Source organism: Acidovorax sp. 94 (assembly GCF_003634645.1).
GTDB classification, from domain to species: Bacteria; Pseudomonadota; Gammaproteobacteria; order Burkholderiales; family Burkholderiaceae_C; genus Acidovorax; species Acidovorax facilis.
This window is the reverse complement of record NZ_RBJA01000001.1, coordinates 2,716,107-2,740,672: the sequence shown is the minus strand read 5'-3', so window position 1 is coordinate 2,740,672 and position 24,566 is coordinate 2,716,107. Positions and strand designations below refer to the sequence as shown.

General features: G+C 65.1%; 28 protein-coding genes. 15 read left to right on the top strand and 13 right to left on the bottom strand.

Annotated features, from left to right (window positions below):
• Positions 1-25: 25 nt before the first annotated feature.
• From C8C94_RS12595 to C8C94_RS12560, 7 genes are all read right to left on the bottom strand, one after another.
• The gene (locus C8C94_RS12595) at positions 26-424 is read right to left on the bottom strand and encodes a hypothetical protein (RefSeq protein ID WP_147433254.1); all 399 of its coding nucleotides are present in this window, start codon (positions 422-424) and stop codon (positions 26-28) included.
• A complete protein-coding gene (locus tag C8C94_RS12590) occupies positions 424-894 on the bottom strand; it encodes a lysozyme inhibitor LprI family protein (RefSeq protein WP_121420941.1) in 471 nt (156 codons plus the stop codon). Before C8C94_RS12590 ends, C8C94_RS12595 begins: the two co-directional genes overlap by 1 nt.
• 52 nt (positions 895-946) lie before the next feature.
• On the bottom strand, positions 947-1,267 hold the full coding sequence (locus C8C94_RS12585; protein WP_147433253.1) for a hypothetical protein: 321 nt from the start codon (positions 1,265-1,267) through the stop codon (positions 947-949).
• A gap of 16 nt (positions 1,268-1,283) precedes the next feature.
• Complete coding sequence (locus tag C8C94_RS12580; protein ID WP_121420939.1) at positions 1,284-2,999, bottom strand: YgcG family protein; 1,716 nt, start codon at positions 2,997-2,999, stop codon at positions 1,284-1,286.
• 202 nt (positions 3,000-3,201) lie between these two features.
• Complete coding sequence (locus C8C94_RS12570) at positions 3,202-4,383, bottom strand: helix-turn-helix transcriptional regulator (protein ID WP_158603818.1); 1,182 nt, start codon at positions 4,381-4,383, stop codon at positions 3,202-3,204.
• Between the two features lie 125 nt (positions 4,384-4,508).
• On the bottom strand, positions 4,509-5,378 hold the full coding sequence (locus C8C94_RS12565) for a DUF3667 domain-containing protein (RefSeq protein ID WP_121420937.1): 870 nt from the start codon (positions 5,376-5,378) through the stop codon (positions 4,509-4,511).
• Positions 5,379-5,477: 99 nt separating this feature from the next.
• Entirely contained in the window at positions 5,478-6,278 is an 801-nt protein-coding gene (locus C8C94_RS12560) for an IPTL-CTERM sorting domain-containing protein (RefSeq protein WP_121420936.1), read from the bottom strand.
• A 368-nt stretch (positions 6,279-6,646) separates the two neighbouring features.
• Here C8C94_RS12560 and C8C94_RS12555 point away from each other — a divergent pair, with 368 nt between their 5' ends.
• The 6 genes from C8C94_RS12555 to coaD all read left to right on the top strand — a co-directional run bounded on the left by C8C94_RS12555 (position 6,647) and on the right by coaD (position 11,411).
• Positions 6,647-7,870: a helix-turn-helix transcriptional regulator gene (locus tag C8C94_RS12555; protein WP_121420935.1), complete on the top strand. Its 1,224-nt coding sequence runs from the start codon at positions 6,647-6,649 to the stop codon at positions 7,868-7,870.
• A gap of 75 nt (positions 7,871-7,945) precedes the next feature.
• Positions 7,946-8,308: a hypothetical protein gene (locus tag C8C94_RS12550; protein WP_121420934.1), complete on the top strand. Its 363-nt coding sequence runs from the start codon at positions 7,946-7,948 to the stop codon at positions 8,306-8,308.
• Between the two features lie 210 nt (positions 8,309-8,518).
• A complete protein-coding gene (locus C8C94_RS12545; protein WP_121420933.1) occupies positions 8,519-9,310 on the top strand; it encodes a HupE/UreJ family protein in 792 nt (263 codons plus the stop codon).
• 61 nt (positions 9,311-9,371) lie between these two features.
• Positions 9,372-9,722 (top strand): DUF6488 family protein, encoded by a 351-nt coding sequence (locus tag C8C94_RS12540; RefSeq protein WP_121420932.1) that lies wholly within the window; start codon positions 9,372-9,374, stop codon positions 9,720-9,722.
• 3 nt (positions 9,723-9,725) lie between these two features.
• Positions 9,726-10,778 (top strand): DMT family transporter, encoded by a 1,053-nt coding sequence (locus tag C8C94_RS12535; RefSeq protein ID WP_121420931.1) that lies wholly within the window; start codon positions 9,726-9,728, stop codon positions 10,776-10,778.
• Between the two features lie 132 nt (positions 10,779-10,910).
• On the top strand, positions 10,911-11,411 hold the full coding sequence (gene coaD, locus C8C94_RS12530; protein WP_055395514.1) for a pantetheine-phosphate adenylyltransferase: 501 nt from the start codon (positions 10,911-10,913) through the stop codon (positions 11,409-11,411).
• Between the two features lie 85 nt (positions 11,412-11,496).
• On the opposite strand, the gene C8C94_RS12525 is transcribed toward coaD, so the two are convergent.
• Positions 11,497-12,444: a LysR family transcriptional regulator gene (locus tag C8C94_RS12525; RefSeq protein ID WP_121420930.1), complete on the bottom strand. Its 948-nt coding sequence runs from the start codon at positions 12,442-12,444 to the stop codon at positions 11,497-11,499.
• A gap of 200 nt (positions 12,445-12,644) precedes the next feature.
• Between C8C94_RS12525 and lysA the strand changes: the two genes are divergently transcribed.
• Entirely contained in the window at positions 12,645-13,889 is a 1,245-nt protein-coding gene (gene lysA, locus C8C94_RS12520; protein WP_121420929.1) for a diaminopimelate decarboxylase, read from the top strand.
• Positions 13,890-14,367: 478 nt separating this feature from the next.
• Entirely contained in the window at positions 14,368-15,054 is a 687-nt protein-coding gene (locus tag C8C94_RS12515; RefSeq protein ID WP_121420928.1) for a long-chain N-acyl amino acid synthase, read from the top strand.
• Between the two features lie 29 nt (positions 15,055-15,083).
• Here the strand turns inward: C8C94_RS12515 and C8C94_RS12510 are convergent, their stop codons facing one another.
• From C8C94_RS12510 to C8C94_RS12495, 4 genes are all read right to left on the bottom strand, one after another.
• Positions 15,084-16,097: an NAD(P)H-dependent glycerol-3-phosphate dehydrogenase gene (locus C8C94_RS12510; protein ID WP_121420927.1), complete on the bottom strand. Its 1,014-nt coding sequence runs from the start codon at positions 16,095-16,097 to the stop codon at positions 15,084-15,086.
• 218 nt (positions 16,098-16,315) lie between these two features.
• Positions 16,316-16,774, bottom strand: a complete 459-nt coding sequence (secB, locus tag C8C94_RS12505) for a protein-export chaperone SecB (protein WP_055395502.1) — start codon at positions 16,772-16,774, stop codon at positions 16,316-16,318.
• 108 nt (positions 16,775-16,882) lie between these two features.
• Positions 16,883-17,140, bottom strand: coding sequence for a glutaredoxin 3 (gene grxC / locus C8C94_RS12500; RefSeq protein ID WP_015015481.1), 258 nt, complete (start codon positions 17,138-17,140; stop codon positions 16,883-16,885).
• A gap of 77 nt (positions 17,141-17,217) precedes the next feature.
• The gene (locus tag C8C94_RS12495) at positions 17,218-17,625 is read right to left on the bottom strand and encodes a rhodanese-like domain-containing protein (protein WP_121420926.1); all 408 of its coding nucleotides are present in this window, start codon (positions 17,623-17,625) and stop codon (positions 17,218-17,220) included.
• Between the two features lie 87 nt (positions 17,626-17,712).
• On the opposite strand from C8C94_RS12495, the gene gpmA reads away from it, so the two are divergent.
• From gpmA to C8C94_RS12475, 4 genes are all read left to right on the top strand, one after another.
• Entirely contained in the window at positions 17,713-18,456 is a 744-nt protein-coding gene (gene gpmA / locus C8C94_RS12490) for a 2,3-diphosphoglycerate-dependent phosphoglycerate mutase (RefSeq protein ID WP_121420925.1), read from the top strand.
• Positions 18,457-18,577: 121 nt separating this feature from the next.
• The gene (locus C8C94_RS12485; RefSeq protein ID WP_055395496.1) at positions 18,578-20,014 is read left to right on the top strand and encodes a S41 family peptidase; all 1,437 of its coding nucleotides are present in this window, start codon (positions 18,578-18,580) and stop codon (positions 20,012-20,014) included.
• A 91-nt stretch (positions 20,015-20,105) separates the two neighbouring features.
• Complete coding sequence (locus C8C94_RS12480; protein ID WP_121420924.1) at positions 20,106-20,855, top strand: HesA/MoeB/ThiF family protein; 750 nt, start codon at positions 20,106-20,108, stop codon at positions 20,853-20,855.
• A gap of 113 nt (positions 20,856-20,968) precedes the next feature.
• A complete protein-coding gene (locus tag C8C94_RS12475) occupies positions 20,969-21,394 on the top strand; it encodes a response regulator (protein WP_055395489.1) in 426 nt (141 codons plus the stop codon).
• Between the two features lie 110 nt (positions 21,395-21,504).
• On the opposite strand, the gene C8C94_RS12470 is transcribed toward C8C94_RS12475, so the two are convergent.
• Positions 21,505-22,137 carry a response regulator transcription factor gene (locus tag C8C94_RS12470; RefSeq protein WP_010463169.1) on the bottom strand — a complete coding sequence of 211 codons (633 nt, stop codon included), beginning with the start codon at positions 22,135-22,137 and terminating at the stop codon, positions 21,505-21,507.
• A 125-nt stretch (positions 22,138-22,262) separates the two neighbouring features.
• Between C8C94_RS12470 and C8C94_RS12465 the strand changes: the two genes are divergently transcribed.
• From C8C94_RS12465 to C8C94_RS12455, 3 genes are all read left to right on the top strand, one after another.
• Positions 22,263-23,669: a CHASE3 domain-containing protein gene (locus C8C94_RS12465; RefSeq protein WP_121420923.1), complete on the top strand. Its 1,407-nt coding sequence runs from the start codon at positions 22,263-22,265 to the stop codon at positions 23,667-23,669.
• Positions 23,670-23,867: 198 nt separating this feature from the next.
• Positions 23,868-24,032: a DUF1328 domain-containing protein gene (locus tag C8C94_RS12460; RefSeq protein ID WP_010463174.1), complete on the top strand. Its 165-nt coding sequence runs from the start codon at positions 23,868-23,870 to the stop codon at positions 24,030-24,032.
• Between the two features lie 54 nt (positions 24,033-24,086).
• Complete coding sequence (locus C8C94_RS12455) at positions 24,087-24,479, top strand: hypothetical protein (protein ID WP_055395485.1); 393 nt, start codon at positions 24,087-24,089, stop codon at positions 24,477-24,479.
• The last annotated feature ends 87 nt before the right edge of the window (positions 24,480-24,566 follow it).

Sequence of the window (24,566 nt, the reverse complement as noted above, 5' to 3'; positions counted from 1 at the left end):
GTGGTAGCTGCTATTGTTTTTGATGTTATCTGTCCGGCGCGGTGGTCCCGGCTTCCGGGATCACCGTCAACCGCAGTGCATCTCCCTCCAGCGTGTAGGCGAAGGTGTAGCGGCCCGGCTCCAGGGTGGCGCGGCCTTGTGGGAAGGAGGTGTCGGTCACGTCGGTGAGCTGGCGCTGGGCCAGCTGGATGCGGGTCTTGCGGTAGTGCGCCAGCGTGGCCGGAACGGCGTGCCACCGGCTGGTCTGGCCGGGCCGCAAGGGGCCCAGGTCCACATCGCTGCGGGTGCGCGGCAGGCCTTGCCAAACATGCTCGAACACCTCCTGGCTGTTGTTGCGCACGCGCAGCCACACCGTGGGGTGGTCCTGCGCGTGGGCCAGTCCGGGTGCCAGCACGGGCAGCAGCCGCAGGAGTGTGCGACGCATCATTCCGAATCCTTCAGGTTTTGCAGGTCCCTGCTCAGGTCGCACACCCGCGCGCGCCGGCGTTCCAGCGCGGCACCCGCGATGTTGAGCGCGGCCGATGTGCCCTGGTCGGCATGCAGCATGGCGTCCCACTGGCCCTGCGCGGTGTCGAACGCCAGCCATGCGCGTTGCGCCGCACGCAGGGCGTCACGCCGGGTCGGGCCAGCGGCCTTGAGGGCCTGGGCGTAGACGCGGTTGAGCTCCTTGTCCCACGCGGCGTAGGCGGCCGACTGCGCGTCACGCAGGTCCACCGTCACGCCCCCGCTGCGTTCGGCGGCCGCAGCCAGGGCCTTGTCGATGGGGTGGGCAGAGGTCTGGCCGCAGAAGTGTTCGGCGGCGTGGGCTGTGTGTGTCCCGGCGGCCAGCAGGGTGAGTGCGGCCAGCAGCGCAAGGGTGGTGTTGTACAAGGGCTGGTGCAGGGAGTGGTGCATGGGGGTGTCCTTCTTTCTGGCGTTCTTCTCTTTTCAGGGGGGTGCACGGAGCTCATGCGCCCACCCACAGGAGCGCTGCCAGGGTGGACAGCAGCGCCAGCACGGTGAAAGCGACTACCGCGCCTCCGCTGGCCGCTGCCACGCTGACCACGGTGGACCAGCCGCGCGCCTGGCCCCAGTGGGCAAGGTGGCGAGCAAGCCCCAGCGCGGCGAGCCAGCCCAGCACCAGCAGCACGGCCAAGGCGCCCAGCAGCTTTCCGCCCTGGGTGGAGTTCATCCCGTTGCTGCCGAGCAGTGCCGTAAACATGAAAAACAGCGCGGGCAGCAGATTGGCAGCGCCCGCCAGGAGCATGGTGAAGGTCGTGGCTGACATGCGGTGGGCCTGCGGCTTACTCCGTGACGGCGTAGCTCAGCACATCCAGCGACTGCGTGTGCTGGGGGTTGCCCGAGATCCAGTCCGCACGGGCGATCACCGTGTACACCCTGCCCTGTTCCAGCTTGCCGCCAGGTTGCAGGGCGGCGGTGCGCGGGTCTACGTAGAGCATGGCCGTGAACCCTTCGGCGCTGCGAAGCAGCACGGCCTGCTTGCCGTTTTTCACCTTGATATCGCTCACCCAGGCCGCCTTGTTGCCGGTGGGCGGGTTCAGGCTCTCCACGGTACCCGACAGGCGCACGATCTTGCGCCAGACCTTGCTGTCCTTCGGGTTGGTGACCTTGCCGCTTTCTGCGGCATCGGCCTTCTGAATGTCGCCCAGCGACTGGTAGGCGATGGTCCAGTCCGCGTGGCTGGTATCGCGGCGCAGGTGGTCGGCGGCGAGCATCAGGGTTTCCGTCCAGCCGCCGCAGGCGTTCTTCTTTTTGCACAGCGGCCAGGCTGTGCTGATCCAGCGCTTGAGCTGCTCGGCCTTGTCCTGGTGGCCGTCCATCTCCAGCGCCACGCCCGCGCCCAGCACGGCGGCGGCCTGGTTCTGCTCGGGCGCCACCACCAGCACGGCGCCGTTGCCCACATCGAGCTTGCCTACGCGCAGCTGGCGCATCATGGCGTGGGCATATTCATTGGCGCTCTTGCCGCCCAGGTCTTTCACCAGCAGGGTGACGATCTCCACGCCCGTCTTCTGCGCATGGTCGTACATCTGCTTTTCAAACTGCGCACGGATGGCCGGGTCCAGGATGCCGAACTCGTCGTAGATGAACTGGGTGCCCTTGGACGGGATGGCGGCCGCGTCTGCCTTGGGCAGGGTTTCGGCCGCGGCCGCGGCGGCGAGGGCTGGGGCGGGCGTCTTGGCCGAGGGGACCGCCGGTGCTGCCGTGGGCGCCGGGGCCTTGGCCACCGTGGTAGCCGGTGCCGGGGCGGGTGATGCGGCAGCCGGTGCCGGTGCAGCGGGGGCAGCCGCTGCGGTGCGCACCGGCAATCCGCCAGAGCACTGCGGCCCACCGCCTTGCAGCTCGCAGGCTTCTGTCCAGCCGCTGGCAATGGCGGCCAGGCGCTTCTTGCGGCCCGGGTGGGTTTCGCCGTCCTTCTCGGGGATCAGCGTGGCAATGGCGCGCTGGGCATCGGCCAGCGGCGCGCCCATCTTGTAGAGCACAAAGCCGCTGAACTTGTCCGACTCCAGCTCGATGGGTGGCTGGCTGCCGCCAGGCACGATGGTGTGGCCCGAGAGGTGGTGCCCGATCTCGTGGGCCATGATGCTCACGGGCGCCCAGTTGTTGGATTTGGTGGCCTGAATGACTTCGCCCATGAAGGCCGGGTTGTAGGCAATCACGCGGCGCGGCACCTTGTCAGGCCCCTGCATGATCACCGCCGCCGCATTGGGCACCTTGCCCTCCACCACCACAAAGTTGGCGGGCAGTCCGGTGTATTTCATGATCTCGGCCACCACCTGTTTGCCGGTGCCGCCGCCCTTGGACAGGTCGGGTGGCGAGAAGGCCAGTGGGCTGCCGTCGTACGAGCAGGCCTGCAGCGTAGCGGCCAGCTCGGCCGCCAGCTGGGCCTTGCTGGGCTTGGCCACGGCAGCCGTCTTTTGGGCCATGGCCAGGCCGCCCACGGCCAGGCCCAGCATGGTGGCGCAGGCGAAGGCGACAGGGCGAACAATGCGGTGTTTCATGGGGATGGGTTCCTTGGGTTGGGATCAGTGAATGCGGTGGCCGGTTGCGCTGCGTGTTGCGCGCAGCCGTCGATACTGTCGCGCCCCAAGCCAGGGCGGCCGAGCAAGGGCCGCCCCGCAGTGAGGGCCGCGTCCCCCTGCCCGTATGGCGCAGCCATGCGAGAGCGGGGGGAAGGCGCCGAAGGCGACTCAGGGGGGTGTCTCATACCGTCACCAGTGCCGCCACGCGCAGCACGCGCTGGGCCAGTTCGGCCTGGCCGCGTGTGCCGGTCTTGGCGTACAGGCTGGCCAGCTGGGAGCGCACGGTGGGCATCTTCACGTGCCGGTTGTCGGCCATTTCGCGCGGGGTCATGCCCTGCAGCAGCAGGGGCAGCAGGGCGGCTTCGGCGGGGGTCAGGCCATAGAGCGCGCTGCACACCGACACCGTGGCGCCCGCGTGGGGTGGTGCCTCGGGCACCAGGATGAACTGGGCCAGCGGCTCGGCGGCGGGCCCCGGGCCATTGCGCAGCGGCGCGGCCAGTGCCACCAGTGTCCCCGGCGCGGTGTCGTGCTGGGTCTGCAGCCGGGCCGAGACGGGCGAGCGTGTGCTCAGGCTGGCGGTGAGCAGTGGCGTCAGCCCGGGGTGGATCTGCGCCAGCTGCAGGGGCTGGCGCGCCTGCCAGCCCGTGGCGTTGCGCAGCAGGATGCGGCATTCATCCTCCACCCCCAGCCAGGCGCGGGCGTGTTCGTTCAGGTAACGCACCTCGCCACGCTGGTTCACATGCATCAGCCCCAGCGGCAGCTGGTCCAGCGTGCGCTCCAGCGCACTGCTGTGGCGGCGGGCCTGCTGCAGGTGGCGCTGGGCGCGCATGAGGCTGCGCACCCAGGGCGTCACGGCGCGCAGCCGGGCAAATTGTTCGGGCGTGAACTCGTTCTGGCCCAGGTCGTTGTACATCGCCAGCACGTGCATGCCCACCTCGGGCGAGGCCTCCACGATGCTGTTGACCATGGCATCGATGCCCAGGGGCTTGAGGTAGTCGGCATAAAACGCGCCACGGCGCAGGGCTGGGGTGCTGACGAGCTGCTGGCTCAGCGAACCGCCGCGTGCCAGCGCCTCACCCTGCTGGCGCGCGAGCGCTTCGCTCCACGCATCGCTGCCCTGGATCAGGTTCGCATAGCGCGCCAGAAAATCATCGGGCATGCCCCATTGGTAGGCGGCCAGCGGGTCGTCCGAGCCGGGCAGGGGGCAAAACAGCACCACCTTGTGGCTGCCCAGCGATTCGCCCACGCGGTGCAGCAGGCGCTCCACCATGCCGGGCTCGCCCAGGGCCTCCAGGCTTTCAGCCATCAGGGTCTCGAAACCCGGTATTCCCACAGGCTGCGGGTCCCGCTCTTCACCGCTCAATGGGTGCTCCTCATCAGGTTGAATGAACTGCGCCGGATGGTAGGGTTGATGCCTGCGCCGCAACATCATTCAGGTGAAGGATGTGGCTGCGGCCCGACAGGTTTTCATGAACTTGTTCACGCTTTTCACGCGCCCATTTGCCACAGCACGAGTTCGACCACTGCGCGGGCATAGAGCTGGGTGGCCTGCCACTTGAGCGCCGCGAACAGCGCACCGGCCAGCAGCAGCCGCCAGCCATCACGCCGCCAATCCAGCACCAAAAACTGCCGCAGCGCCACCATGAGCATCAGCGTCTGCAGCGCCGTCATGTACCAGGGAGACCAGGCCTTGTGCCACCTGAACAGCTCGGGCGACGACGCCAGCACCAGCGGCAGCTGGTTGACCATCTGCAGCGCAATGAACACCGCCTGGCAATACAGTGCCAGGGTCAGCAGCTCTGCCACGTTGTAGCCCCACCGGCGGAACACCAGCCACATGCTGGCAAACGCCGCCACCGCGCCCAGCGAGAACGACCACTTGGAGTAGCCCGTGACCAGAGCGACCATGCGCTGTGCCTCTTCACTGGGCAGCTCGGGCCGCAAGTAGTCGGTGTGGCCCAGCACGATCAGCAGGAAGCCGATGGCCAGGCACAGCAGGGTCAGCGGGTGCGGGTGGTCCTTGCGCTGGCCCAGCACGTATTCGCGTGCGGTGGTGCCGGGCTGGGGCAGCACGCGCAGTGCGTTGCGGAGGGTGTTCCATTCAAACCAGCGAAAACGCTCCCACGCTTCCTTGCGCACGGTGCTGCTGCCCATGCGCGCGGCCTTCTTCTGCCCGCACTGCGCGCAAAACGGGCCAGAGAGCGCCGCGCCGCAGTTCAGGCAGGCCTGGGTGTCGAACAGCGCGTCGCTGACGGTGGTGGGAGTGGGCTGGGGCGGACGGGGAATCACAAGGAAGAAACGGCGCAGGCCGGGCTGGGGTGGGCTGCGGATCGTAGGCTGTGGCCCGGCAGCCGCCATCGTTCACATGAACGACGATGAGCGACGGCGCTGCGTGGATTTGCTATGTTTTGTGTAGCTATTAGCGCTTGATGGATAAGCGCTAGCGCCCAAAAAACCTTAAAACTTCTTGCGACGCAGTGCCCCCATGCCCAGCGTAGCCGCCGCGAGCGACAGCAGGAGCAGCGCCCATTCACCCAGGGTGGGCACGGGGGTGGCGGCGGGTGGGGCGCTGCACGCGGCATACCAGGGTGCGCTTCCCGTGGCTTTGTCCCAGGCAGCGCTGGTCGAAGGGGTCAGCTGGTTGGGGCACAGGGCGGACGCATCCGCCACCAGGGCTGCAGGCGGGGCGGGCAGAGGGCCGGTGAGCTGGTTGTTCTCCACCCGCAGTTGCTCCACCGTGGGCGGCAAGGCCGGCAGCGAGCCGGTGAACTGGTTGTTGTGGGCGTGGTAGAGGAAAAAGTGGGTCAGGCCGGCGGGGCTTGGCAGCGTGCCTTGCAGGTCGTTGTTGGAGACATTGAGCACCCGCAGTTCCGGCAGGCCTGCAATGGGGGGCAGCCGCCCTGCCAGGTTGTTGCCGCTCAGATTGATGGTGCGGATGCCCGTCAGTGCCGACCAGTCCGGCAGCACCGCGCCCACGGGGTCGGTGAGGTTGTTGCTTTGCACGCTCAGGGCGACCACGGTGGTCTGGCCCCCGTCGCAAGTCACTCCGATCCAGGTGCATTCGGTGCCCGGCGCGCCCAGCCAGCCGTTTTGGAAAGTCCAGGTCGGGCCGTTGGTGTGGTTGTAGAAGTCGATCAGAAACTGTCGCTGGTCGGCCGGTATTGCAGCCTGGGCCGAGGTGGCGGTCAGCGCGGCAAGCGCCACGGCAAAACCAGTGCCGACGCGGCGCAACAGGGTGGTGGTGCAGGAAGATTTCATGGATAAGGGACCGGAACAAAGGAAATGAACATCGCGCACCTGCCCTGCCGAGGGGGCCAGGCGGCGCCGTGGCCAGAATGTAGAAATGAGGCCCTGGCCTGCCTATCCGCCACCTGGAGGAAGCGCGCAGGGCCCACCCAGCCCGGGCGCGGGCGCGGGCGTGCGGGCAGGATGGCTCTTTTGGTAACAAGCCGTAGCCAGCGTCGGCGCCGTGCCACATCATTCGCTTGAACGATGTGGTGGCTGCCGGTGGGCCGTACCATCTGCCGCTCTTTGTTGTGCGAGGCCTCCAGACGGTGTTGACGGGTTGCGACTCCCGGCAAGGTCGTGAACAGGCTTTTGGAGGTCCACTGTGGAAAGGTTCTGGGTTGCACCACGCTCTGGGTGAATTGCTGGGCTCTGTCGCCGACGATGCGCGCTGGAGCGACGCGCTGGCCCGCTACGCCGCCAGCTTTCGCGCGGACCTGCTCGGCGGAGCCTTCCTGGCCAGCGATCTGGACCAGCTGGCGCAGTGGGGCGCGGAGTTTGCCGCGCACCCCGAGGTGGACTACTGGCTGCAATCGCCATCGAGCGACGGCGCGCCCGCGCTGCTGGCGATGGGCGTGACACCCGAGGCGGCGCAGCGCTATGCCACGCACTTTCGCCTGCAAGACCCGCTGTGGGACGACGCCATGGTGCAGCGTGCGCGCACGGGCCCGTCGGGCACCTGGGTGGCCACGGACGCGCCCGTGCATGCCACGCGCGGCTTTCGCCGCAGCGAGATCTACAGCGACTTCCTGCGCGAGTACGGCATCGGCACCCGCATGTTTGGCGGCAGCCAGGGCGCGTCGCACCCGGTGGGCAATTTGTTCATGTCGGTGTACCGCCAGGGGGACGACGAGGGCTTCACACCGGAAGAAGTCGCGCGTTTTCGCGCAGAGTTTGGCGGCGTGCAGCGCGCGGCCTTTCTGCACCGCGAGATGGTGGCGCTGCGCGCGCGCACCCAGGGCCTGGAGTCGCTGATGGAGCAGATACCCATGGGCCTGCTGTTTTTTGACACTGCCGGCCGCCTGCTGCACGCCAATGCACGCGCCCGGCTGCTGAGCGCCCGGCCCGAAAGCGTGGCCCTGCGCACGCTGCTGCGCCGCCCGGTGCTGGCCAGCACGGCCGATGCCGCGCTGCGCGCGCTGTTCCAGCAATCGCTGCAGGGCCGCAGCGGCTGTGTGGAGCTGCCCGGCACCGAGGGCGGCTTGCTGCTGGTGACGCTGCCCCTGAGCGACCTGGCCGCGCTGGGCCTGTGCCACCGCGCGCCAGGCATCGCCTGGGTGGTGCTGGAGCGCAGCCTGTGCAGCGAGGCCGCCGTCGCCCTGGCCCGCCAGGCCTACCGCCTGAGCCCGTCCGAGGCCGACCTGCTGCTGGCGCTGATGCGCGGCCAGACCCCGCAGGATTTTGCTGACGCGCGCGGCTCGCGCATCTCGACCGTGCGCACGCAGATGAGCGCGCTGCTGGCCAAGACGCGCACCCAGCGCCAGCAGGATCTGGTGGCGCTGGTGGCCCGGCTGATGCTGCTGGCACCGGGCAACGTGGCACTGCAGGGGATTGCGGTGGTGTGACGGCCCTTCGCAAAGGGGGCGTGCGAGCGGTCAGGGGCTACACGGCGCGGAGCAGGTGCCCCATACAATCTTTCCGTGACCAGCAAGCGCCGAGCCCTTTTCCTGCTGATTGCCATGGTCTGGCAGGCGCTGGCGTGGCTGTCGCCTGTCCACGTTGACCACCAGAAGGAGGTCATCGCTCACATGGTGGTGCATGCGCAGGAGGTGGGGCACCACCACCATGCCGACCAGACCCTGCACCTGGAAGCTGATGGCAGCGAGCCGCCCCATCAGCATGCGCACCAGGCGGTGCAATTGCCTGGTTTGCTGCCCGCGATGGCTCTTGTTGCCAGCGATCCTGTCCCCTCAGTGTTGGTGCCCCACGCGGTTCCGGGGCACGCATCGGTCTTTTTAGACGGCCCCTTGCGTCCTCCGCAGCGCAGCACTTTTTGGGCCTGACAGGCCTGCACGGCGGTTGCCGAGGACCGTCGCTGTGCTGGTGTTCCACCAGCGATCCCTGCCTTTTTGTTTTCTTGCTTTTTCTTTCCGGCTTGCTGGCTACGCCAGAGGCGGCGTAGCGGCGCTCTGGATGCAGTTCCGAAGGAGCTGGTCTGCCACTGCGTCGCACCACGCAAGCTTGTCTTCACCCGCACACAGGGCTCTTGAACCATGACCCGAATGATTTCCCATCGCCTGGTGGCATTGCTGCTGCTGGGCTTTGTCCCGCTGCTGGGCTTTGCGCACGGTATTTCCGAGGAGGACCGCCAGCGCATGCTCGATGGCGGCTACCTGCAGTACGTCGGCCTGGGCGCCAGCCACATGCTGACGGGCTACGACCACCTGCTGTTTCTGTTGGGGGTGGTATTTTTCCTGACCACGTTCAAGGAGGTGGCCAAGTTCGTGACGGTCTTCACCGTGGGCCACTGCATCACACTGGTGTTTGCCACGTACTTCCAGATCACCTGGAACTACTACCTGGTCGATGCCACCATTGCTGCAAGCGTGATCTACAAGGGTTTTGACAACAACGGCGGATTTCAGCGGGTGTTTGACATGCGGTCTCCGAACCTTTTGGGCGCTGTGTTCATTTTCGGATTGCTGCATGGCTTTGGCCTGTCCACTCGGTTGCAGCAGTTGCCGCTGGGTGACGATCCGACCGCAATGCTGGGGCGCATCCTGAGCTTCAATGTGGGGGTGGAACTGGGCCAGATCGCGGCGCTGGCTGTGATGGTGGCGCTGCTGGCCGCTTGGCGGCGTCGGCCCTCCTTCAAGCGCTTTAGCCATGCCGCCAATCTGGCGCTGATTTATGCCGGTGTCTATCTGCTGTTCACGCAGCTACACGGTTACCAGCACGACACGGCGCCGGACAGTTTTCGCTTTCCCACCCAAGAACACCGCCATGTCCATGAGGACATGAATATCGAAAACACCCAGGACGACAGCCGCAACACCCTTCGGTGAATCTGCGCCGTTTTCTTTATCCCCGTTTAGTTTTTACCTCCAAGTCTTCAAGGACCTCATCATGAAAAAGTCTCTCATCGCCACCATCGTCTTGTCTGCTGCTGCCTGGGCGCCTGCCGCCTACGCTGACAAGGGCAGCAGTTGCCACTTCCACGGGGCCAAGGCTGCGACCGAGTCCGTGGTGAGGGGTTGCGCCGACCAGCGCAAACAGGCGCTGGTCACGGCGGGCAAGCTGGACGCCTCCTGGTCTGCGGTCAAGCCCGAGAGTGTGGAAGCCGTCGAAGGAAAAAAGGGCAAGGAGTGGAAGTTGACCTTCAAGAACCCGGCGGTGGTGGACCCCAGCAAACAGACGCTGTACATGTTCTACAGCCTGCCGGGCAATTTCATTGCCGCTAATTTCACGGGCCAATAAGCCGTGTGGCGCGGTGTGGCGTCCCCTGCGCAGCGGGGCGGATTGCTTGCGTTGCTGGCTGCGGCCCTGTTCGGCCTGAGCACGCCACTGGTGCAGGGCTTTGGTGCTGGCGTGGGGCCGTTCACCACGGCAGCGCTGCTCTATGGTGGCGCTGCACTGGTGGCTGCGGTGATGCGCCGACCCGCCACGCGCGAGGCGCAGCTGCGCCGTGGAGACCTGCCGCGCCTGGTGGCCATGGCCAGCATGGGCGCTGTGGTGGGGCCGGTAGCGCTGGCGTGGGGCCTGCAGCGCACCAGCGGGTCCAGCGCGTCACTGATGCTGACGCTGGAGGCTGTGTTCACGGCCCTGCTGGCATGGCGCTGGTACGGTGAAACGCTGGACAGGCGCGTCATCGTTGCCGTGGCGCTCTTGCTGGTAGGTGGCGTCGTGCTGGTGCTGGAACAAGGTCTGGTCGGCCAGGTTCAACTGCTCGGGCTGTTGGCCGTGACCATGGCCACCGTGGCATGGGGTATCGACAACACCCTGTCGAAGGGGGTTGCGGACCGCGATCCTGGCCAAGTGGTCCTGGTCAAGGCGGTGCTGGGCACGCTCGCGACGGTGCTGATGGGATGGCTATGGAGCGAGCCGGTGCCGGGCCTGGGGCCGGCGCTGGCCTTGTTGGCCGTGGGTGCCACCGGCTACGGCCTGAGCTTGCGCTTTTACCTGCTTGCGCAACGGGCGTTCGGGGCGGCTCGCACAGGTTCTGTCTTCGCTTTCGCGCCGTTCATTGGTGCCTTGGGTGCTTTCGCGCTCGGCGACCGCTCAGGATCGTGGTTGATGGGGGTAGGCGGTCTGTTGATGGTCTGTGGCGTGGTACTGCATCTTGCGGAGCGGCACGAACATGCGCATGTGCATGAGGCCCTGGAGCACGAGCATGCACACACCCATGACGACGGTCACCACACGCACACCCATGACGTGATGCCCTCTGGCTCGCACAGCCATTGGCACCACCACGCTCCGGTAGAGCACACCCATCCCCATGTGCCCGATGCGCACCATGGGCATTCGCACTGACTTCATTGAACAGGGATTCATGTTGCACTGCACGCATAATGCGCGCACGCGGCCTGGCGCCCCCGAAAGAGCGTGAGCGCCTTTCGGGGGGCCGGGCCAACGACCCTTCCGCCAGACAGGAGACAACCAGCCATGGCCCAGAACGTGCTCGCCGTGTACCCCGGAACCTTTGACCCCATCACGCTGGGCCATGAAGACGTGGTGCGCAGGGCCACCCAGTTGTTCGAACGTGTGATCGTGGCCGTGGCTGCGGGCCACCACAAGAAGACGCTGTTCACCCTGGAAGAACGCATCGACATGGTCCGCGAGGCGGTCAAGAACTACCCACAAGTGCAGGTCGAGGCCTTCTCGGGCCTGTTGCGCGACTTTGTGGTGGAGCGTGGCGGCAAGGCCATGGTGCGTGGCCTGCGCGCCGTGACCGACTTTGACTACGAGTTCCAGCTGGCGGGCATGAACCGCAGCCTGATGCCGCAGGTGGAAACCGTGTTCCTCACCCCCAGCGACAAGTACCAGTTCATCAGCAGCACCTTTGTGCGCGAGATCGCCGTGCTCGGCGGCGAGGTGACCAAGTTTGTGTCGCCCTCGGTGGAGCAGCGGCTGGCCGAGAAGGTGCGCACGCTCACGCCGCCCTAATTTTTGGCCTAAATAGCCTCTAGCGCTTATCTGGTAAGCGCGAGAAGCTATATAAATAGTAGCGAAATCTCTACAGCTGCAGTGGTCACGCCACGGCCTCCAGGCGGCGCGCCACCTCCGCCGCCTCGGCCCGCAGGGCCTCCAGCATGGGCGCCACCTCGGGCAGCGGTGGGCGGTACAGCGGCAGCACGGCCGCCACGCTGAACGGGATCGACAACGCGAGCCGCCGCACCACCAGCCGGCCATTGGCTGCTGCGGTCAGGGCCGTCAGCGGGTTGACGATGGCCAGCCCCAGGCCATGCTCCACCATCGCGCACACGGCAGCCGCGCTGTGGGTTTCCATGCGCAGTGTGCGTGGCACGGCGGCTTCGGCGAAGCGCGCGTCGATGATGCGGCGATAGGGGTCGTCGGCCGACAGGCTCACGAAGGGCTGGTTGGCAAAGTCCGCCAGCTGCAGCACGGGTTGCCGGGCCAGGGCGTGGCTTGCGGGCAGCACGGCCACTTCGTCCAGGGTGAGCAGCACCTCGGCGCGGGTGCCGGGCGGGGCGGCGGTCTGCTCGCACAGGCCCAGGTCAAAACGCTGGGCACTCATCCATTCTTCGAGCAGCGGCGAATCCTGCGGCGTGACCGACAGGCGCGCGTGGGGCTGCCCCTGCATCAGCCGCGCCGCCGCGCCGGGCAGCAGCGCGTGCGCCAGCGCGGGCAGGCACAGCACTGCCAGCTGCACAGCGTCGGGCCGGCCCAGCGCCACGGCGCGGTCCACCACGCGCTCCAGCCCCTGCCACGAGCGCTGTACCTCGTCCCACAGGGCCAGTGCCCGCGCATTGGCGCGCAGGCGGCCCTGTATGCGCTCGAACAGCGCATAGCCCAATAACGATTCAAGCCGGGCCAGCTCGCGGCTCACCGTGGGCTGCGAGCTGTGCAGCAGGTCGGCGGCGCCGGTGGCGCTGCCAGCGGTCATCACGGCGCGGAACACTTCGATGTGCCGGTGGGTGATGCGGTGGGCCAGGGGCGTTTCGGTCGGTCCGGTCATGGGTAGAGCATATCCATATTGAATGGATGGTGTAAATGAAAGCATTCGACCAAATACCTTGGAAGGGGCATCATCCGCGCTTCCATTCAGTCATGACTTACGCAAAACAGGGTTCAGGCAAGCGGTTCACCCCAGGGCGAGGCGGTTGTTGCATCCCGATTTGCGTAAGTCCTATCAGTCTTTGTGCCTTCGGAGTCCCCATGTCCAACCCTTTCTCGCCCGCCCAGCTGTGGTCCCTGGCCGACCAGTTCGGCACCCCCTTGTGGGTGTATGACGCGGCCACCATCCGCCAGCGCATTGCGCAGGTGTCCAATTTCGAGACCATCCGGTTCGCGCAGAAGGCCTGCTCCAACATCCACATCCTGAAGCTCATGCGCGAGCAGGGCGTGAAGGTGGATGCGGTCTCGCGCGGCGAGATCCTGCGTGCGCTGGCGGCCGGCTACGCGGCCGGCGGAGAGCCGTCGGAGATCGTCTTTACCGCCGACCTGTTCGACGCCGCCACGCTCGACTGCGTGGTGGAACACGGCGTGCCGGTCAACGCTGGCTCTATCGACATGCTGCACCAGCTGGGCGCGCGTTCGCCCGGCCATAGCGTCTGGCTGCGCATCAACCCCGGCTTTGGCCATGGCCACAGCAACAAGACCAACACCGGCGGCGAGCACAGCAAGCACGGCATCTGGCACACCGACCTGCCTGCGGCGCTGGCCGCGATCCAGCAGCACGGTCTGAAGCTCGTGGGCCTGCACATGCACATCGGCTCGGGCGTGGACTACAGCCACTTGCAGGAGGTGTGTGGTGCGATGGTCAACCTGGTGCGCACGGCGCATGCTGCCGGGCATGACCTGCACGCCATCTCGGCCGGTGGCGGCCTGTCCATCCCCTACCGCAGCGGCGACCCGGTGGTCGATACGCAGCATTACCACGGCCTGTGGGACGCCGCGCGCCAGCAGGCCGAGGCCATCGTGGGCCACAAGCTCGGCCTGGAGATCGAGCCCGGCCGCTATCTGGTGGCCGAATCCGGCGTGCTGCTGGGCCAGGTGCGCGCCACCAAGAACGCGGGCAACAACCATTTTGTGCTGGTCGATACCGGCTTCAATGAACTCATGCGCCCCTCGATGTACGGCAGCTACCACGCCATGAGCGTGCTGCGTCGCGATGGCTCGGCGGCGGTAGAGCAACCCACGGTGGTGGCAGGGCCGCTGTGCGAATCGGGAGACGTGTTCACCCAGGGCGACGGCGGCGTGGTGCTGCCACGGGACCTGCCCGCCGCCCAGGTGGGTGATCTGCTGGTGATCCAAGACACCGGGGCCTATGGCGCATCGATGTCCTCCAACTACAACACGCGTCCGCTGATTGCCGAGGTGCTCGTTGACGGTGGCCAGGCGCGCCTGATCCGCCGCCGTCAGACGGTGGACGAACTGCTGGCGCTGGAACTGGGGCTTTGATCGTGCTGTGGGGCGGGTGCCGCTCCCACAGCCGGTAGGCGCGCGCCTACGGCCACGCGCCGTGCTGGCGCACACGGGCGGGAAAAGGAGGGCCATACAGTGAAATCACTTATCCCCTTCAACCCTTTTCAGGAGATCACTATGCCCATCATTGCCTGGCTGCTCGGCGTCCCACTGTCCGTTGTTCTGTTGCTCATGCTGTTCGGCGTGTTCTGATCCTGCCCCGCAAGGGGATTGCCAAAAAAGCCGCAGGGCGCCTATCCATGGTGCCCTGCGGCTTTTTTGCTGGGCATGCCTTTCGCCAAGGTCGTCCGTCCGTTCGTCCGCTTGCCATGTCAATCCGGGCTCCAGGGGACGAGAGAAGCCGCTAAGCTGGCCTTTCGCCCTATTTTCAACAGAGCGACGAGGCCCTGGCTGCCTCGCGCAACGCACGGCGCGCGGGCGGGTAGAGGCCACTTTGCCCACCCCTGGAGCCGCCATGGACGCCGAAGAACAGACCATTGTCGAGCTGGCCTACCCCGGCGAGTACCTGAGCCGCCTGGGCTGTGCCGAAACCAAGACCTGCAAGATCCGTCTGTCCCGCAAGGGCCAGGGGCTGCTGGCCCGCATGTACGCCCGCAAGGGCTACAGCATGCAGGCCACCTTGTCGCACGACTGCGACCTGAGCAGCCTGGTGGTGCAGATTGATGGGCAGTCGCAAGGGACGATTTCGGTGCGCATGGACGACGGGCACCTGGCCGCCGAGGAGCAGTACCCCGAGTTCATCGCCGAGCTGCGCCAGCGCGGCGCGCGCATCTGCGAGATGGGCAAGCTCGCAATGGACCCCGGGGTGCGTTCCAAGCATGTGCTGGGTGCCATCTTCCACATTGCGTGGATCGTGGCCTTCCGCGCCCGGCGCGCCACCGACATCGTCATCGAGGTGAACCCGCGCCACGCCCCGTTCTACCGGCGCATGCTGTGTTTTGACCAGATCGGCCCCGAACGCATGTGCGAGCGTGTGGGTGCGCCCGCCGTGCTGCTGCACATCGGCGCCGACAAGGGGCGCCGCCTCATCGACCAATTTGGCGGCCAGCCCAAGCTGGCCAGCGTGGAGCGCAGCTTCTACCCCTATTTCTTCCACCCCGACGATGAAGAGGGCCTGCTGCGGCGCCTGTCGGTGGGGTAGCCGTCAGGTCTTGCGCGGGGCCTCTACCGTCAGAGCTCGCCCCGGGGGCCGCGCCCCATGAGCTGCGCCACGGCCTCGGCAGGTTGCAGGCGGCCGTCAAGCAAGGCCACGGCGGCCTCGGCGATGGGCATGTCCACACCCAGTGTCTGCGCGCGCTGCACCACGGTGCGGGCGCTGTAGACGCCTTCCGCCACATGGCCCAGGGATTCCACCGCCTGCGCCAGGGTCTGGCCCTGTGCCAGCAGCATGCCCACGCGCCGGTTGCGCGACAGGTCGCCGGTGGCGGTCAGCACCAGGTCGCCCAGGCCGGACAGGCCCATGAACGTGTCGGGCCGCGCGCCCAGCGCCAGGCCCAGCCGCGTCATCTCAGCCAGGCCGCGCGTGATGAGTGCGGCGCGGGCGTTGAGCCCCAGCGCCAACCCGTCGCACAGGCCGGTGGCAATGGCCAGCACGTTCTTCACCGCGCCGCCCACTTCCACGCCCACGATGTCTTCGTTGGCATACACGCGCACGCTCGGGCTGTGAAAGGCTTTGACCAGCGCATCGCGCACGGCGGCATGGGCGCTGGCGGCCACCAGGGCTGTGGGCTGCCCCAGGGCGACTTCCTGCGCAAAGCTCGGGCCGCTGAATACGCCAGCTATCAAATCAGGAGCTACTTGGGCTTGTACTTCGTGCGCCAGCAGCCCAAAAGATGCTGAATTGGCACCGGCAGGCACCGCCTCGAAGCCCTTGCACAGCCAGGCCACAGGTGCCGCGCAATCCGTCAGCGCCCGTAACATGCCGCGCAGCGCTGCCATGGGAGTCGCCAAGATGACAAGGTCGGCGCCCGGCAGCAATGCTCCAAAGGGGCCGTCAGCCACGGTGAGAGAAGGGGGGAAGCCGATGCCTGGCAGGTAGCGCGCATTCTGGCGCGCTGCGCGCATGGCCTCTGCCTGGCCCGCATCGCGCGCCCACAGCGTGACCGCATGTCCGGCAGGGTGCTCTGCCGCACTCATGGCGAGCGCAGAACCCCAGGCACCTGCACCCAGTACTATGATTTTCATAGCTGCTTACGCTTATCTATCAAGCGCTGGAGGCCGAAAAGGTCTTTGATTTGATGATCTCCGCGCTACGCTTCGCCTACTGCCTATGCCACCGGCGCGGCCCAAGCGAGGTAGCCGCGGAACTGGCTTCGCCAGGCCGCTGGCTGCGTCCCCCTCCCGAGCGCGTAGCGCGACGAGAGAGGGGGAAGGCGCGAAGCGCCTCAGGGGGTGCTCTCTTCTTATTGCGTGATGATGGGGGAAGCTTGGCCGGCGGCCTGCGCTTGCTGCTGCTCGTACATGGCCTGGAAGTTGATTTCGGCCAGGTGGACGGGCGGGAAGCCAGCTCGGTTGATCACGTCGGCCACGTTGCCGCGCAGGTAGGGGTACACGATCTGTGGGCAGGCGATGCCCATGATGGGGCCCATCTGGTCTTCGGGCACGTTGCGGATTTCGAAGATGCCGGCCTGCTTGGCTTCGACCAGGAACACGGTTTTGTCCTTGATTTTGGTCTGCACGGTAGCCGTCACGGCCACTTCAAAAATGCCTTCGGCCACGGGAGTGGCTTCCACACCCAGCTGGATGTCCACGCTGGGTTGCTCTTGTTCGAGCAGGATGCCGGGGGAATTGGGTTGCTCCAGCGACAGGTCCTTGAGGTAGACGCGCTGGATCTGGAACACGGGGTTTTCTTGATCGGCCATGGTGAAGTCTCTTTGAGCTTACAAAATTGCTAGCAAAACAAAACCCGCCGGGGAGCAGCTCCCGCAGCGGGCACATGGGGCTGCATTATGCAGCGCCCGGGGAGGGGGTCAGGCGCCCAACAAGGGCATGAGCTCGCCACGGCTGTCCAGCGCCACCAGATCGTCGTGGCCGCCCACATGGGTGTCACCGATGTAGATCTGCGGCACCGTGCGGCGGCCGGTGATCTCCATCATGTGGCTGCGCGCGGCGGGGTCGGTGTCGATGCGGATCTCCTCGATCTGCTCCACACCCTTGGACTTGAGGATCTGCTTGGCCCGGATGCAGTAGGGGCAGACGGCGGTGGTGTACATCTTCACGGGTTGCATGGCGGACCTTCCTCTTTCTTCCTGTGGGGCTAAAAACCAGTGGCAAGACTATCGCGGACCCAATAACTGGGGGCGGATCAGGCTTTTTCCACAGGCAGGCTGGCTTCTCGCCAGGCCTTCAGGCCACCAGCGAGCGACTGGGCGTTTTCGTAGCCCAGTTTTTTGGCAATGGCGACGGCGCGGTTGGAGCGGGCGCCACTGGCACACACCAGCACCACGGGCAGGGCCTTGTTCTTGACCACGGTGGGCAGGCGCTCTTCGAGCTGGCCCAGGGGCACGTTCTTGGCTCCGTTCACGTGGCCGGCGGCGAATTCCTCGGTTTCGCAGACGTCGATGACCACCGCTTTTTCGCGGTTGATGAGCTGCACGGCGCGCGCTGGCGTCAGCGAGCCGCCACTGGCGTTCTTGAGGACCGGCCACAGCAACATGCTGCCCGAAGCCAGTGCAACGAGGAACAGATACCAGTTATCAATAATGAATTTCACGAAGCTTCCTTGGGTTGGCGAACAGCGTAATTCTAGAATGCTGGGTTTTGGCCCGCATTTTTTTGACCTGCCTTTCCTGGGGAAACCATGTACAAGCTCGTTCTGATTCGCCACGGCGAATCCACCTGGAACCTTGAAAACCGCTTTACCGGCTGGACCGACGTGGATCTCACGCCCACCGGTGTTTCCCAGGCCATGTCGGCCGGCAAGCTGCTCAAGGCCGAGGGCTACGAGTTCGACCTGGCGTTCACCAGCGTGCTCAAGCGCGCCATCCACACCCTGTGGTACACGCTGGACGAAATGGATTGCACCTGGCTGCCCGTTGTCAAGGACTGGCGCCTGAACGAGCGCCACTACGGTGCCCTGCAGGGCCTGAACAAGGCCGACATGGCCAAGCAGTACGGCGACGAGCAGGTGCTGGTATGGCGCCGCAGCTATGACACCCCGCCGCCAGCGCTGGAAGCCACCGACCCCCGCAGCGAGCGCAGCGACCGCCGCTACGCCGCTCTGGCAGAAGGCAGCGTGCCGCTCACGGAATGCCTGAAGGACACCGTGGCCCGCGTGCTGCCGTTCTGGAACGATGCCATGGCACCGGCCATCCGCTCAGGCAAGCGCGTGGTGGTCGCCGCGCACGGCAATTCCATCCGCGCCTTGGTGAAGTACCTGGACAACATCTCCGAGGCGGACATCGTGGGCCTGAACATTCCCAACGGAATCCCGTTGGTATATGAACTGGACGCCGACCTCAAGCCCATCCGCCACTACTATCTGGGCGATGCAGAAGCGGCTGCCAAGGCAGCTGCGGCAGTCGCCTCGCAAGGCAAGGCGTAAAGCCTGGGTAAAGACGGGGAAAACCCGCCGATACCCTGTCTAAAGTGAGTGCCTGCGCGGAACTGCAGCGGGTTTGGTCCTTCCAAGGTGTATATTGGTTTTGAAGCGGTAAAGGTGTTGTATGGGCCACAAACTCAAAATTGCGGGATGGGTATCGGTTGGTGTCGTGGCTGGGGCTCTGACGACGGTTTCGTTGCAGACGGTCGCGCGTGGTGCGATGACTCCGTTGCCGCTGGAAGAAATCCAGCAGCTGTCGGCAGTGTTTGGCCTCGTGAAGACCGACTATGTCGAGCCGGTGGATGACAAGAAGCTCATCACCGACGCCATCTCCGGCATGGTCGCCAGCCTGGACCCGCACTCCCAGTATTTCGACAAGAAGTCCTTCAAGGAATTTCGCGAAGGCACTTCCGGCCGTTTTGTGGGGGTTGGTATCGAAATCACCCAGGAAGACGGTTTGATCAAGGTGGTGTCGCCCATCGAAGGGTCTCCCGCCTTCCGCGCTGGCCTCAAGACCAATGACCTAATCACCAAGATCGACGAAACGGCGGTCAAGGGCCTGTCCCTGAACGATGCCGTCAAGCGCATGCGTGGCGAGCCCAACACCAAGGTCACGCTCACCATCTTCCGCAAGGACGAGAGCCGCACCTTCCCGGTCACCATCACGCGTGAAGAGATCAAGACCCAGTCCGTCAAGGGCAAGGTGGTGGAGCCCGGCTACGCCTGGATCCGCCTGTCGCAGTTCCAGGAGCGCACGGTCGATGACTTTGTGCGCAAGGTGGAAGAGGTCTACAAGCAGGAACCCAACCTCAAGGGCCTGGTGCTCGACCTGCGCAACGATCCCGGCGGCCTGCTGGATGCGGCTGTGGCCGTGTCGGCCGCGTTCCTGCCAGAAAACGTCACGGTGGTCACGACCAACGGCCAACTGGCGGACAGCAAGGCCACTTACAAGGCCTCGCCCGACTTCTACCAGCGCCGTGGCGGGGGTGACCCGCTGCGCCGCCTGCCCGCAGCCCTCAAGTCCGTGCCACTCGTGGTGCTGGTGAATGAAGGCTCTGCGTCGGCCAGCGAGATCGTGGCGGGCGCTCTGCAGGACCACAAGCGCGCCACCATCATGGGCAGCCAGACCTTTGGCAAGGGCTCGGTGCAGACCGTGCGTCCGCTGGGGCCTGATACCGGCATCAAGCTGACCACCGCGCGCTATTACACCCCCAGCGGCAAGTCGATCCAGGCCAAGGGCATCGTGCCCGACGTGATGATCGACGAATCGGAAGAAGGCAACATCTTCGCTGCTTTGCGCATGCGCGAGGCCGATCTGGACAAGCACCTGGGTAGCGGCCAAGGCGAGGAAAAGAAGGACGAGGCCCGTGAAAAGGCCCGTGAAAGCGCCCTCAAGCGCATGGAAGAAGAAGCCAAAAAGCCTGCAGCAGAGCGCAAGGCTCCAGAGTTCGGTTCGGACAAGGACTTCCAGCTCGTGCAGGCGCTCAACCAGCTCAAGGGCCGCCCCGTGCTGGTCAGCAAGACACTGACGGAACGCAAGGACGAAAAGAAAGAAAATTGAGCTTTCGCTCCCTGTGCTGAAGGCCGGATTTCCAGCGGAGTCCGGCCTTTTTTCTTGTCCTTCTTGCTCTTCTTCTCTTGAGACTCTCGCCATGACCGATGACCAGCTCCTGCGGTACTCCCGCCACATCCTGCTCGACGAGATGGGCATCGAGGGGCAGGAGCAGGTGCTGGCGTCCCATGCCCTCATCATCGGTGCGGGTGGCCTGGGCTCGCCTGCCGCGCTGTACCTGGCGTCTGCTGGTGTGGGGCACATCACCCTGGTGGACGACGATGTGGTGGACCTGACCAACCTGCAACGCCAAATCGCACACACCACCGCGCGCGTCGGCCAGCCCAAGGTGGCGTCTGCAGCCAGCGCCATGGCAGCCATCAACCCCGAAGTGCAGGTGACCGTGCTCCAGGCGCGCGCAGATGCCGCTGTGCTCGATACCCTGGTGCAAGACGCTTGCGTGGTGCTCGATTGCAGCGACAACTACGCAACACGCCACGCCGTCAATGCGGCCTGTGTGCGCCATCGCAAGCCCCTTGTTGCGGGGGCCGTCATCCGCTTTGATGCCCAGATCACGGTGGTGGACCCGCGCCAGGCTGCGTCGCCCTGTTACGCCTGTATTTTTCCGCCTGAGGCGGATTTTGAAGAGGTGCGTTGCTCCACCATGGGCGTGTTTGCCCCGCTGGTGGGCGTGGTGGGTGCCCTGCAGGCGGCCGAGGCGCTCAAGCTGCTTGCAGGCATCGGGACGTCACTGGCTGGGCGTCTGTTGATGCTGGATGGACGGTCCATGGAATGGAGCATGATGAACGTGGCGCGTGCGCCGCACTGCACGGTGTGTGTTGCTCGGTAGGATTACTCCTACAGCGTCCGCGTGCAGCGGCTGGCAGAATCCGCTCAGCTGAGCCACTAAATTTGAGGCTCGACCAGCGTAAATGTGCGTTGGTAGTGAAACGGGACCCTTCTGTGAAACTCCGCACTTATATCGTTGAAGACAACGCCACCATTCGAGAGAACCTGATCGGGACGCTCGAAGAGTTGGCGTCCGTAGAGGCGGTAGGGGTCGCTGAGACCGAGGACGAGGGCAAGAACTGGCTCGCCACCCATGGTGAGCAGTGGGATCTGGCAATAGTGGATCTTTTTCTGCGCCAAGGCAGTGGGCTGGGGGTCCTGGCAGCATGCCGCTCGCGCCGCCCTGGCCAGAAGATGGTGGTGCTGAGCAACTACGCGACACCCGATGTGCGCATGCGTTGTGCACAGCTTGGGGTGGATGCGGTCTTCGACAAATCCAACGAAATTGATGCGCTGGTGGACTACTGCATCCAGCACAGCAGCAGTCCTGCGGGGATGGAAGCTGGCCAGTCCCTGTCGTCGCCTGGCCATTCGCTGTGATGCTGCGCCCTGCAGCGCGGGTGCGCGCGGCGGGGTTTTTTATTTTCTACTCTTCTCGCCAGCGGGCTGAGTCAGGCCCAATGACCCCGGACTGAGGCCACTGCTCCATGTCAGTCAATCAAGCGATTCTTGAGCGCGTAGTAGGTCAGATCGCTGTTGGACGACAGGCTCATCTTCTCCATCAATCGCGTGCGGTAGGTGCTCACCGTCTTGACGCTGAGCGACAAGGCCTTGGCGATATCGCCTGCCGTCTCTCCCTTGGCCAGCTTGAGGAACACCTGGAACTCGCGTTCCGACAACTGCTCGTGGGGCGGTGCGTCGTCCTTGCGATTGAGTTGCTGGGCCAGCAGTTCGGCCACGGCAGGCGTCAGGTAGCGGCGGCCCAGCGCAATGGTACGGATCGCCTCCACGATTTCAGAGGGTTCGCACTCCTTGTTCAGGTAGCCGCTCGCGCCCTGGCGGATCAGGTTGATCGCATAGTGCTCTTCGGGGTAGCCGCTCAGAATCAGGATGCCCATGTCCGGGGCCTTGGCCCGCAGCATGGCCAGCGCATCCAGCCCGCTCTGTCCGGGCATCGACAGGTCCATGAGCAGGACATCAATTTCCTTGTTGCGCACCAGGTCGATGGCTTCACGGCCGTTGGAGGCCTCACCCTCCACCCGCAGATCCACATGCTCGGACAGGAACTGCCGCAGCCCGGAACGAACTATCGCGTGGTCATCCACAATGCCAATCTTGATCATCGATCTTTCTTTCGCAGGGCGGTGATGCCGCTCCTGATGTTTGTTGGTTGGAAAGCTTATCCGGCACGTCATCCCTGTTGGCAGGGTGGTACCCGGGTCTTCACACATTATCCAGAATACCGCGTATGAGTCTTAAAGAAAACACCCGCATCTGGCTGCCCAAGGTCCGCAAGATGGCCTTGAGCCTGCCCATGGCGTTGCTGGCGGCCATGGTGCTGGTGGGTATCAACGAAACGGGTCACATGCGCTCACAAGATGCGGTGGAGCAGATGAGCCACGGTCAGAACACGCGCAAGGCCGTCAACCTGTTGCTGCAGAGCATGCTGGACGCAGAAACCGGGCAGCGTGGCTATCTGCTCACCGGCAACGAGACTTATCTGGAGCCTTACGACAAGGCGGTGGCTACCGTGCAGACCAACCTGGACGGCTTGCGCGGGCTGTTCATGGATGCCCCCGAAGACATGCAGGAATTTGCGCTGCTGTCGCGGCAGATATCCCGCAAGCTCGCGGAGATGGAACTGAGCCTGCGTTTGCGCCGGCAGGGCAATGAAGATGCCTGGAAGTTCATCCTGCATACCGATGTGGGCAAGGAGCACATGGAGGCCATCCGCAAGCACGCGCTGGAGTTGATTGCCCGCAGCGACATGCACGTGAAACAAGGCCAGGACCAGATCGAGCAGTCGCTCATGCTGTCGCGCATTGGCATTGCCACGGTGACGGTCATTGGCTTGCTGGCGTTCTACATGTATCTGCGCCAGGCGCAGGCGCTGCAGGTCGTCAACCAGCGCGAACAGGCCTTGCTGGAACGCGAACGGGACCGCCTCGAAGGTCTTGTAAAGGCCCGTACCGCAACGCTTTCCGAGCTGGCAAACCATCTGCAGCAAGTACGTGAAGATGAACGTGGGCACCTTGCGCGCGAGCTGCACGATGAGCTGGGTGCGCTGCTCACTGCGGCCAAGCTGGATGTTGCGCGGCTCAAGTCCAGGATCGACGCCAACGCCCCCGAGGTGGCAGAGCGGCTCAAGCACCTGACCGAAACGCTCAACAGCGGTATTGCGCTCAAGCGCCGCATCATTGAAGACCTGCGGCCCTCATCGCTCTCCAACCTCGGACTGACGGCCGCGATCGAGATCCTCACCCGCGAATATGCCGAACGCGCAGGTATCGAAGTGGAAACGAGCCTGGAATCCGTGCAGTTGCCTGATGCCTCGCAACTCACGGTGTACCGCATGGTGCAGGAGGCGTTGACCAACATCGGCAAATACGCCAAAGCCAGCAAGGTGCTGGTGTCGGTACACGGTTACCCCACGCATGTGGCAGTTCAGGTGCGCGACGATGGCGAGGGGTTCGATCCCGCCACGGTGCGTCCTACCTCGCACGGGCTGTCGGGAATGCGCCACCGCGTGGAGTCTGCGGGCGGCAGGCTGTCCATCACCTCGCGCCCGGGCAACGGCACCCTGGTCTCTGCCGTGCTCCCGCTGCAGCGCCATGGCGCCGAGGCGTCGTCGCAGCCGCCCTCTCTGGCCGCTTGACCTAGCGGCCTTGGGCCAGGGATAGCGAGCCGCAGCGCGCCGTCCTACAGGCGGCCCGCTGCACCGCCGACAGGCTTGCGCGCCGGGCACCGGCATCTTTGACTCTCCATGCTCCTTACAGTGGATTCCAGGCGCTGAAATTCATGTGCCAACCCACCCGCCGGCAACCGGCCCCCTCAAGAGGAGAAGGAGAAAGAAATGTTGCACTACGCAGTTGTTTTTCTGGTGATCGCGCTGATCGCAGCCCTGTTCGGCTTTGGCGGTATTGCTGCCGGTGCCGTGGGCATCGCCAAGATTCTGTTCTTCGTGTTCGTCATCATGGCGGTTGTGACCTTTGTACTGGGTCTGCTCAAAAAGGGCTGACGCCCCGGCCGTGAAACCAAGCATTCCGCATCCACCCCTTCAAGGAGTTTCCGCATGAGTATCCAGACCGCTACCGACAAAGTTGCCAACGGCGCACGCCATCTCGCAGATGATGTGCTGCAAAGCGCCCAAGACGCCGTGCAGTCCACCCGCACGGCCGCTAACACCTCGCTGGAAAAAGCCGAAGAAGGCGTACGTGCCCTTCGCAGCCAGACCGACCCCGTCATTGACGACTTGGCAGCGCGTGCCCAGGATCTGGCAGCCCGCAGCATCGGCTATTGCGCAGAAACCAGTGCCCGTGCCCGTCGCCAGATGCAGCATGCAGCAGACGCCACCACCAAGTATGTGGCGGAGCAACCCGGCAAATCGATGGTGATCGCCGCAGCATCGGGTGCCGTACTCGCAACCCTGGTGCTCTGGATGTCGCGCCGCAAGCACGCCTACTGAAGCCTGTCTCTATCCCTACAGTCCGCCGGTCGCGGAGGGTGCAACAGACCGGCAGATTGCAATCTTCCAGCACCCGCGTTCCCAACC

Coding starts and splice junctions, on each gene's coding strand:
- C8C94_RS12485 (WP_055395496.1), top strand. CDS start 18,578: ATGGGCCACAAACTCAAAATTGCGGGATGGGTATCGGTTGGTGTCGTG.
- C8C94_RS12580 (WP_121420939.1), bottom strand. CDS start 2,999: ATGAAACACCGCATTGTTCGCCCTGTCGCCTTCGCCTGCGCCACCATG.
- C8C94_RS12480 (WP_121420924.1), top strand. CDS start 20,106: ATGACCGATGACCAGCTCCTGCGGTACTCCCGCCACATCCTGCTCGAC.
- coaD (WP_055395514.1), top strand. CDS start 10,911: ATGGCCCAGAACGTGCTCGCCGTGTACCCCGGAACCTTTGACCCCATC.
- C8C94_RS12565 (WP_121420937.1), bottom strand. CDS start 5,378: ATGGCGGCTGCCGGGCCACAGCCTACGATCCGCAGCCCACCCCAGCCC.
- C8C94_RS12590 (WP_121420941.1), bottom strand. CDS start 894: ATGCACCACTCCCTGCACCAGCCCTTGTACAACACCACCCTTGCGCTG.
- C8C94_RS12470 (WP_010463169.1), bottom strand. CDS start 22,137: ATGATCAAGATTGGCATTGTGGATGACCACGCGATAGTTCGTTCCGGG.
- C8C94_RS12465 (WP_121420923.1), top strand. CDS start 22,263: ATGAGTCTTAAAGAAAACACCCGCATCTGGCTGCCCAAGGTCCGCAAG.
- C8C94_RS12595 (WP_147433254.1), bottom strand. CDS start 424: ATGCGTCGCACACTCCTGCGGCTGCTGCCCGTGCTGGCACCCGGACTG.
- C8C94_RS12545 (WP_121420933.1), top strand. CDS start 8,519: ATGACCCGAATGATTTCCCATCGCCTGGTGGCATTGCTGCTGCTGGGC.
- gpmA (WP_121420925.1), top strand. CDS start 17,713: ATGTACAAGCTCGTTCTGATTCGCCACGGCGAATCCACCTGGAACCTT.
- C8C94_RS12585 (WP_147433253.1), bottom strand. CDS start 1,267: ATGTCAGCCACGACCTTCACCATGCTCCTGGCGGGCGCTGCCAATCTG.
- secB (WP_055395502.1), bottom strand. CDS start 16,774: ATGGCCGATCAAGAAAACCCCGTGTTCCAGATCCAGCGCGTCTACCTC.
- C8C94_RS12455 (WP_055395485.1), top strand. CDS start 24,087: ATGAGTATCCAGACCGCTACCGACAAAGTTGCCAACGGCGCACGCCAT.
- C8C94_RS12510 (WP_121420927.1), bottom strand. CDS start 16,097: ATGAAAATCATAGTACTGGGTGCAGGTGCCTGGGGTTCTGCGCTCGCC.
- C8C94_RS12540 (WP_121420932.1), top strand. CDS start 9,372: ATGAAAAAGTCTCTCATCGCCACCATCGTCTTGTCTGCTGCTGCCTGG.
- C8C94_RS12560 (WP_121420936.1), bottom strand. CDS start 6,278: ATGAAATCTTCCTGCACCACCACCCTGTTGCGCCGCGTCGGCACTGGT.
- grxC (WP_015015481.1), bottom strand. CDS start 17,140: ATGCAACCCGTGAAGATGTACACCACCGCCGTCTGCCCCTACTGCATC.
- C8C94_RS12525 (WP_121420930.1), bottom strand. CDS start 12,444: ATGACCGGACCGACCGAAACGCCCCTGGCCCACCGCATCACCCACCGG.
- C8C94_RS12460 (WP_010463174.1), top strand. CDS start 23,868: ATGTTGCACTACGCAGTTGTTTTTCTGGTGATCGCGCTGATCGCAGCC.
- lysA (WP_121420929.1), top strand. CDS start 12,645: ATGTCCAACCCTTTCTCGCCCGCCCAGCTGTGGTCCCTGGCCGACCAG.
- C8C94_RS12515 (WP_121420928.1), top strand. CDS start 14,368: ATGGACGCCGAAGAACAGACCATTGTCGAGCTGGCCTACCCCGGCGAG.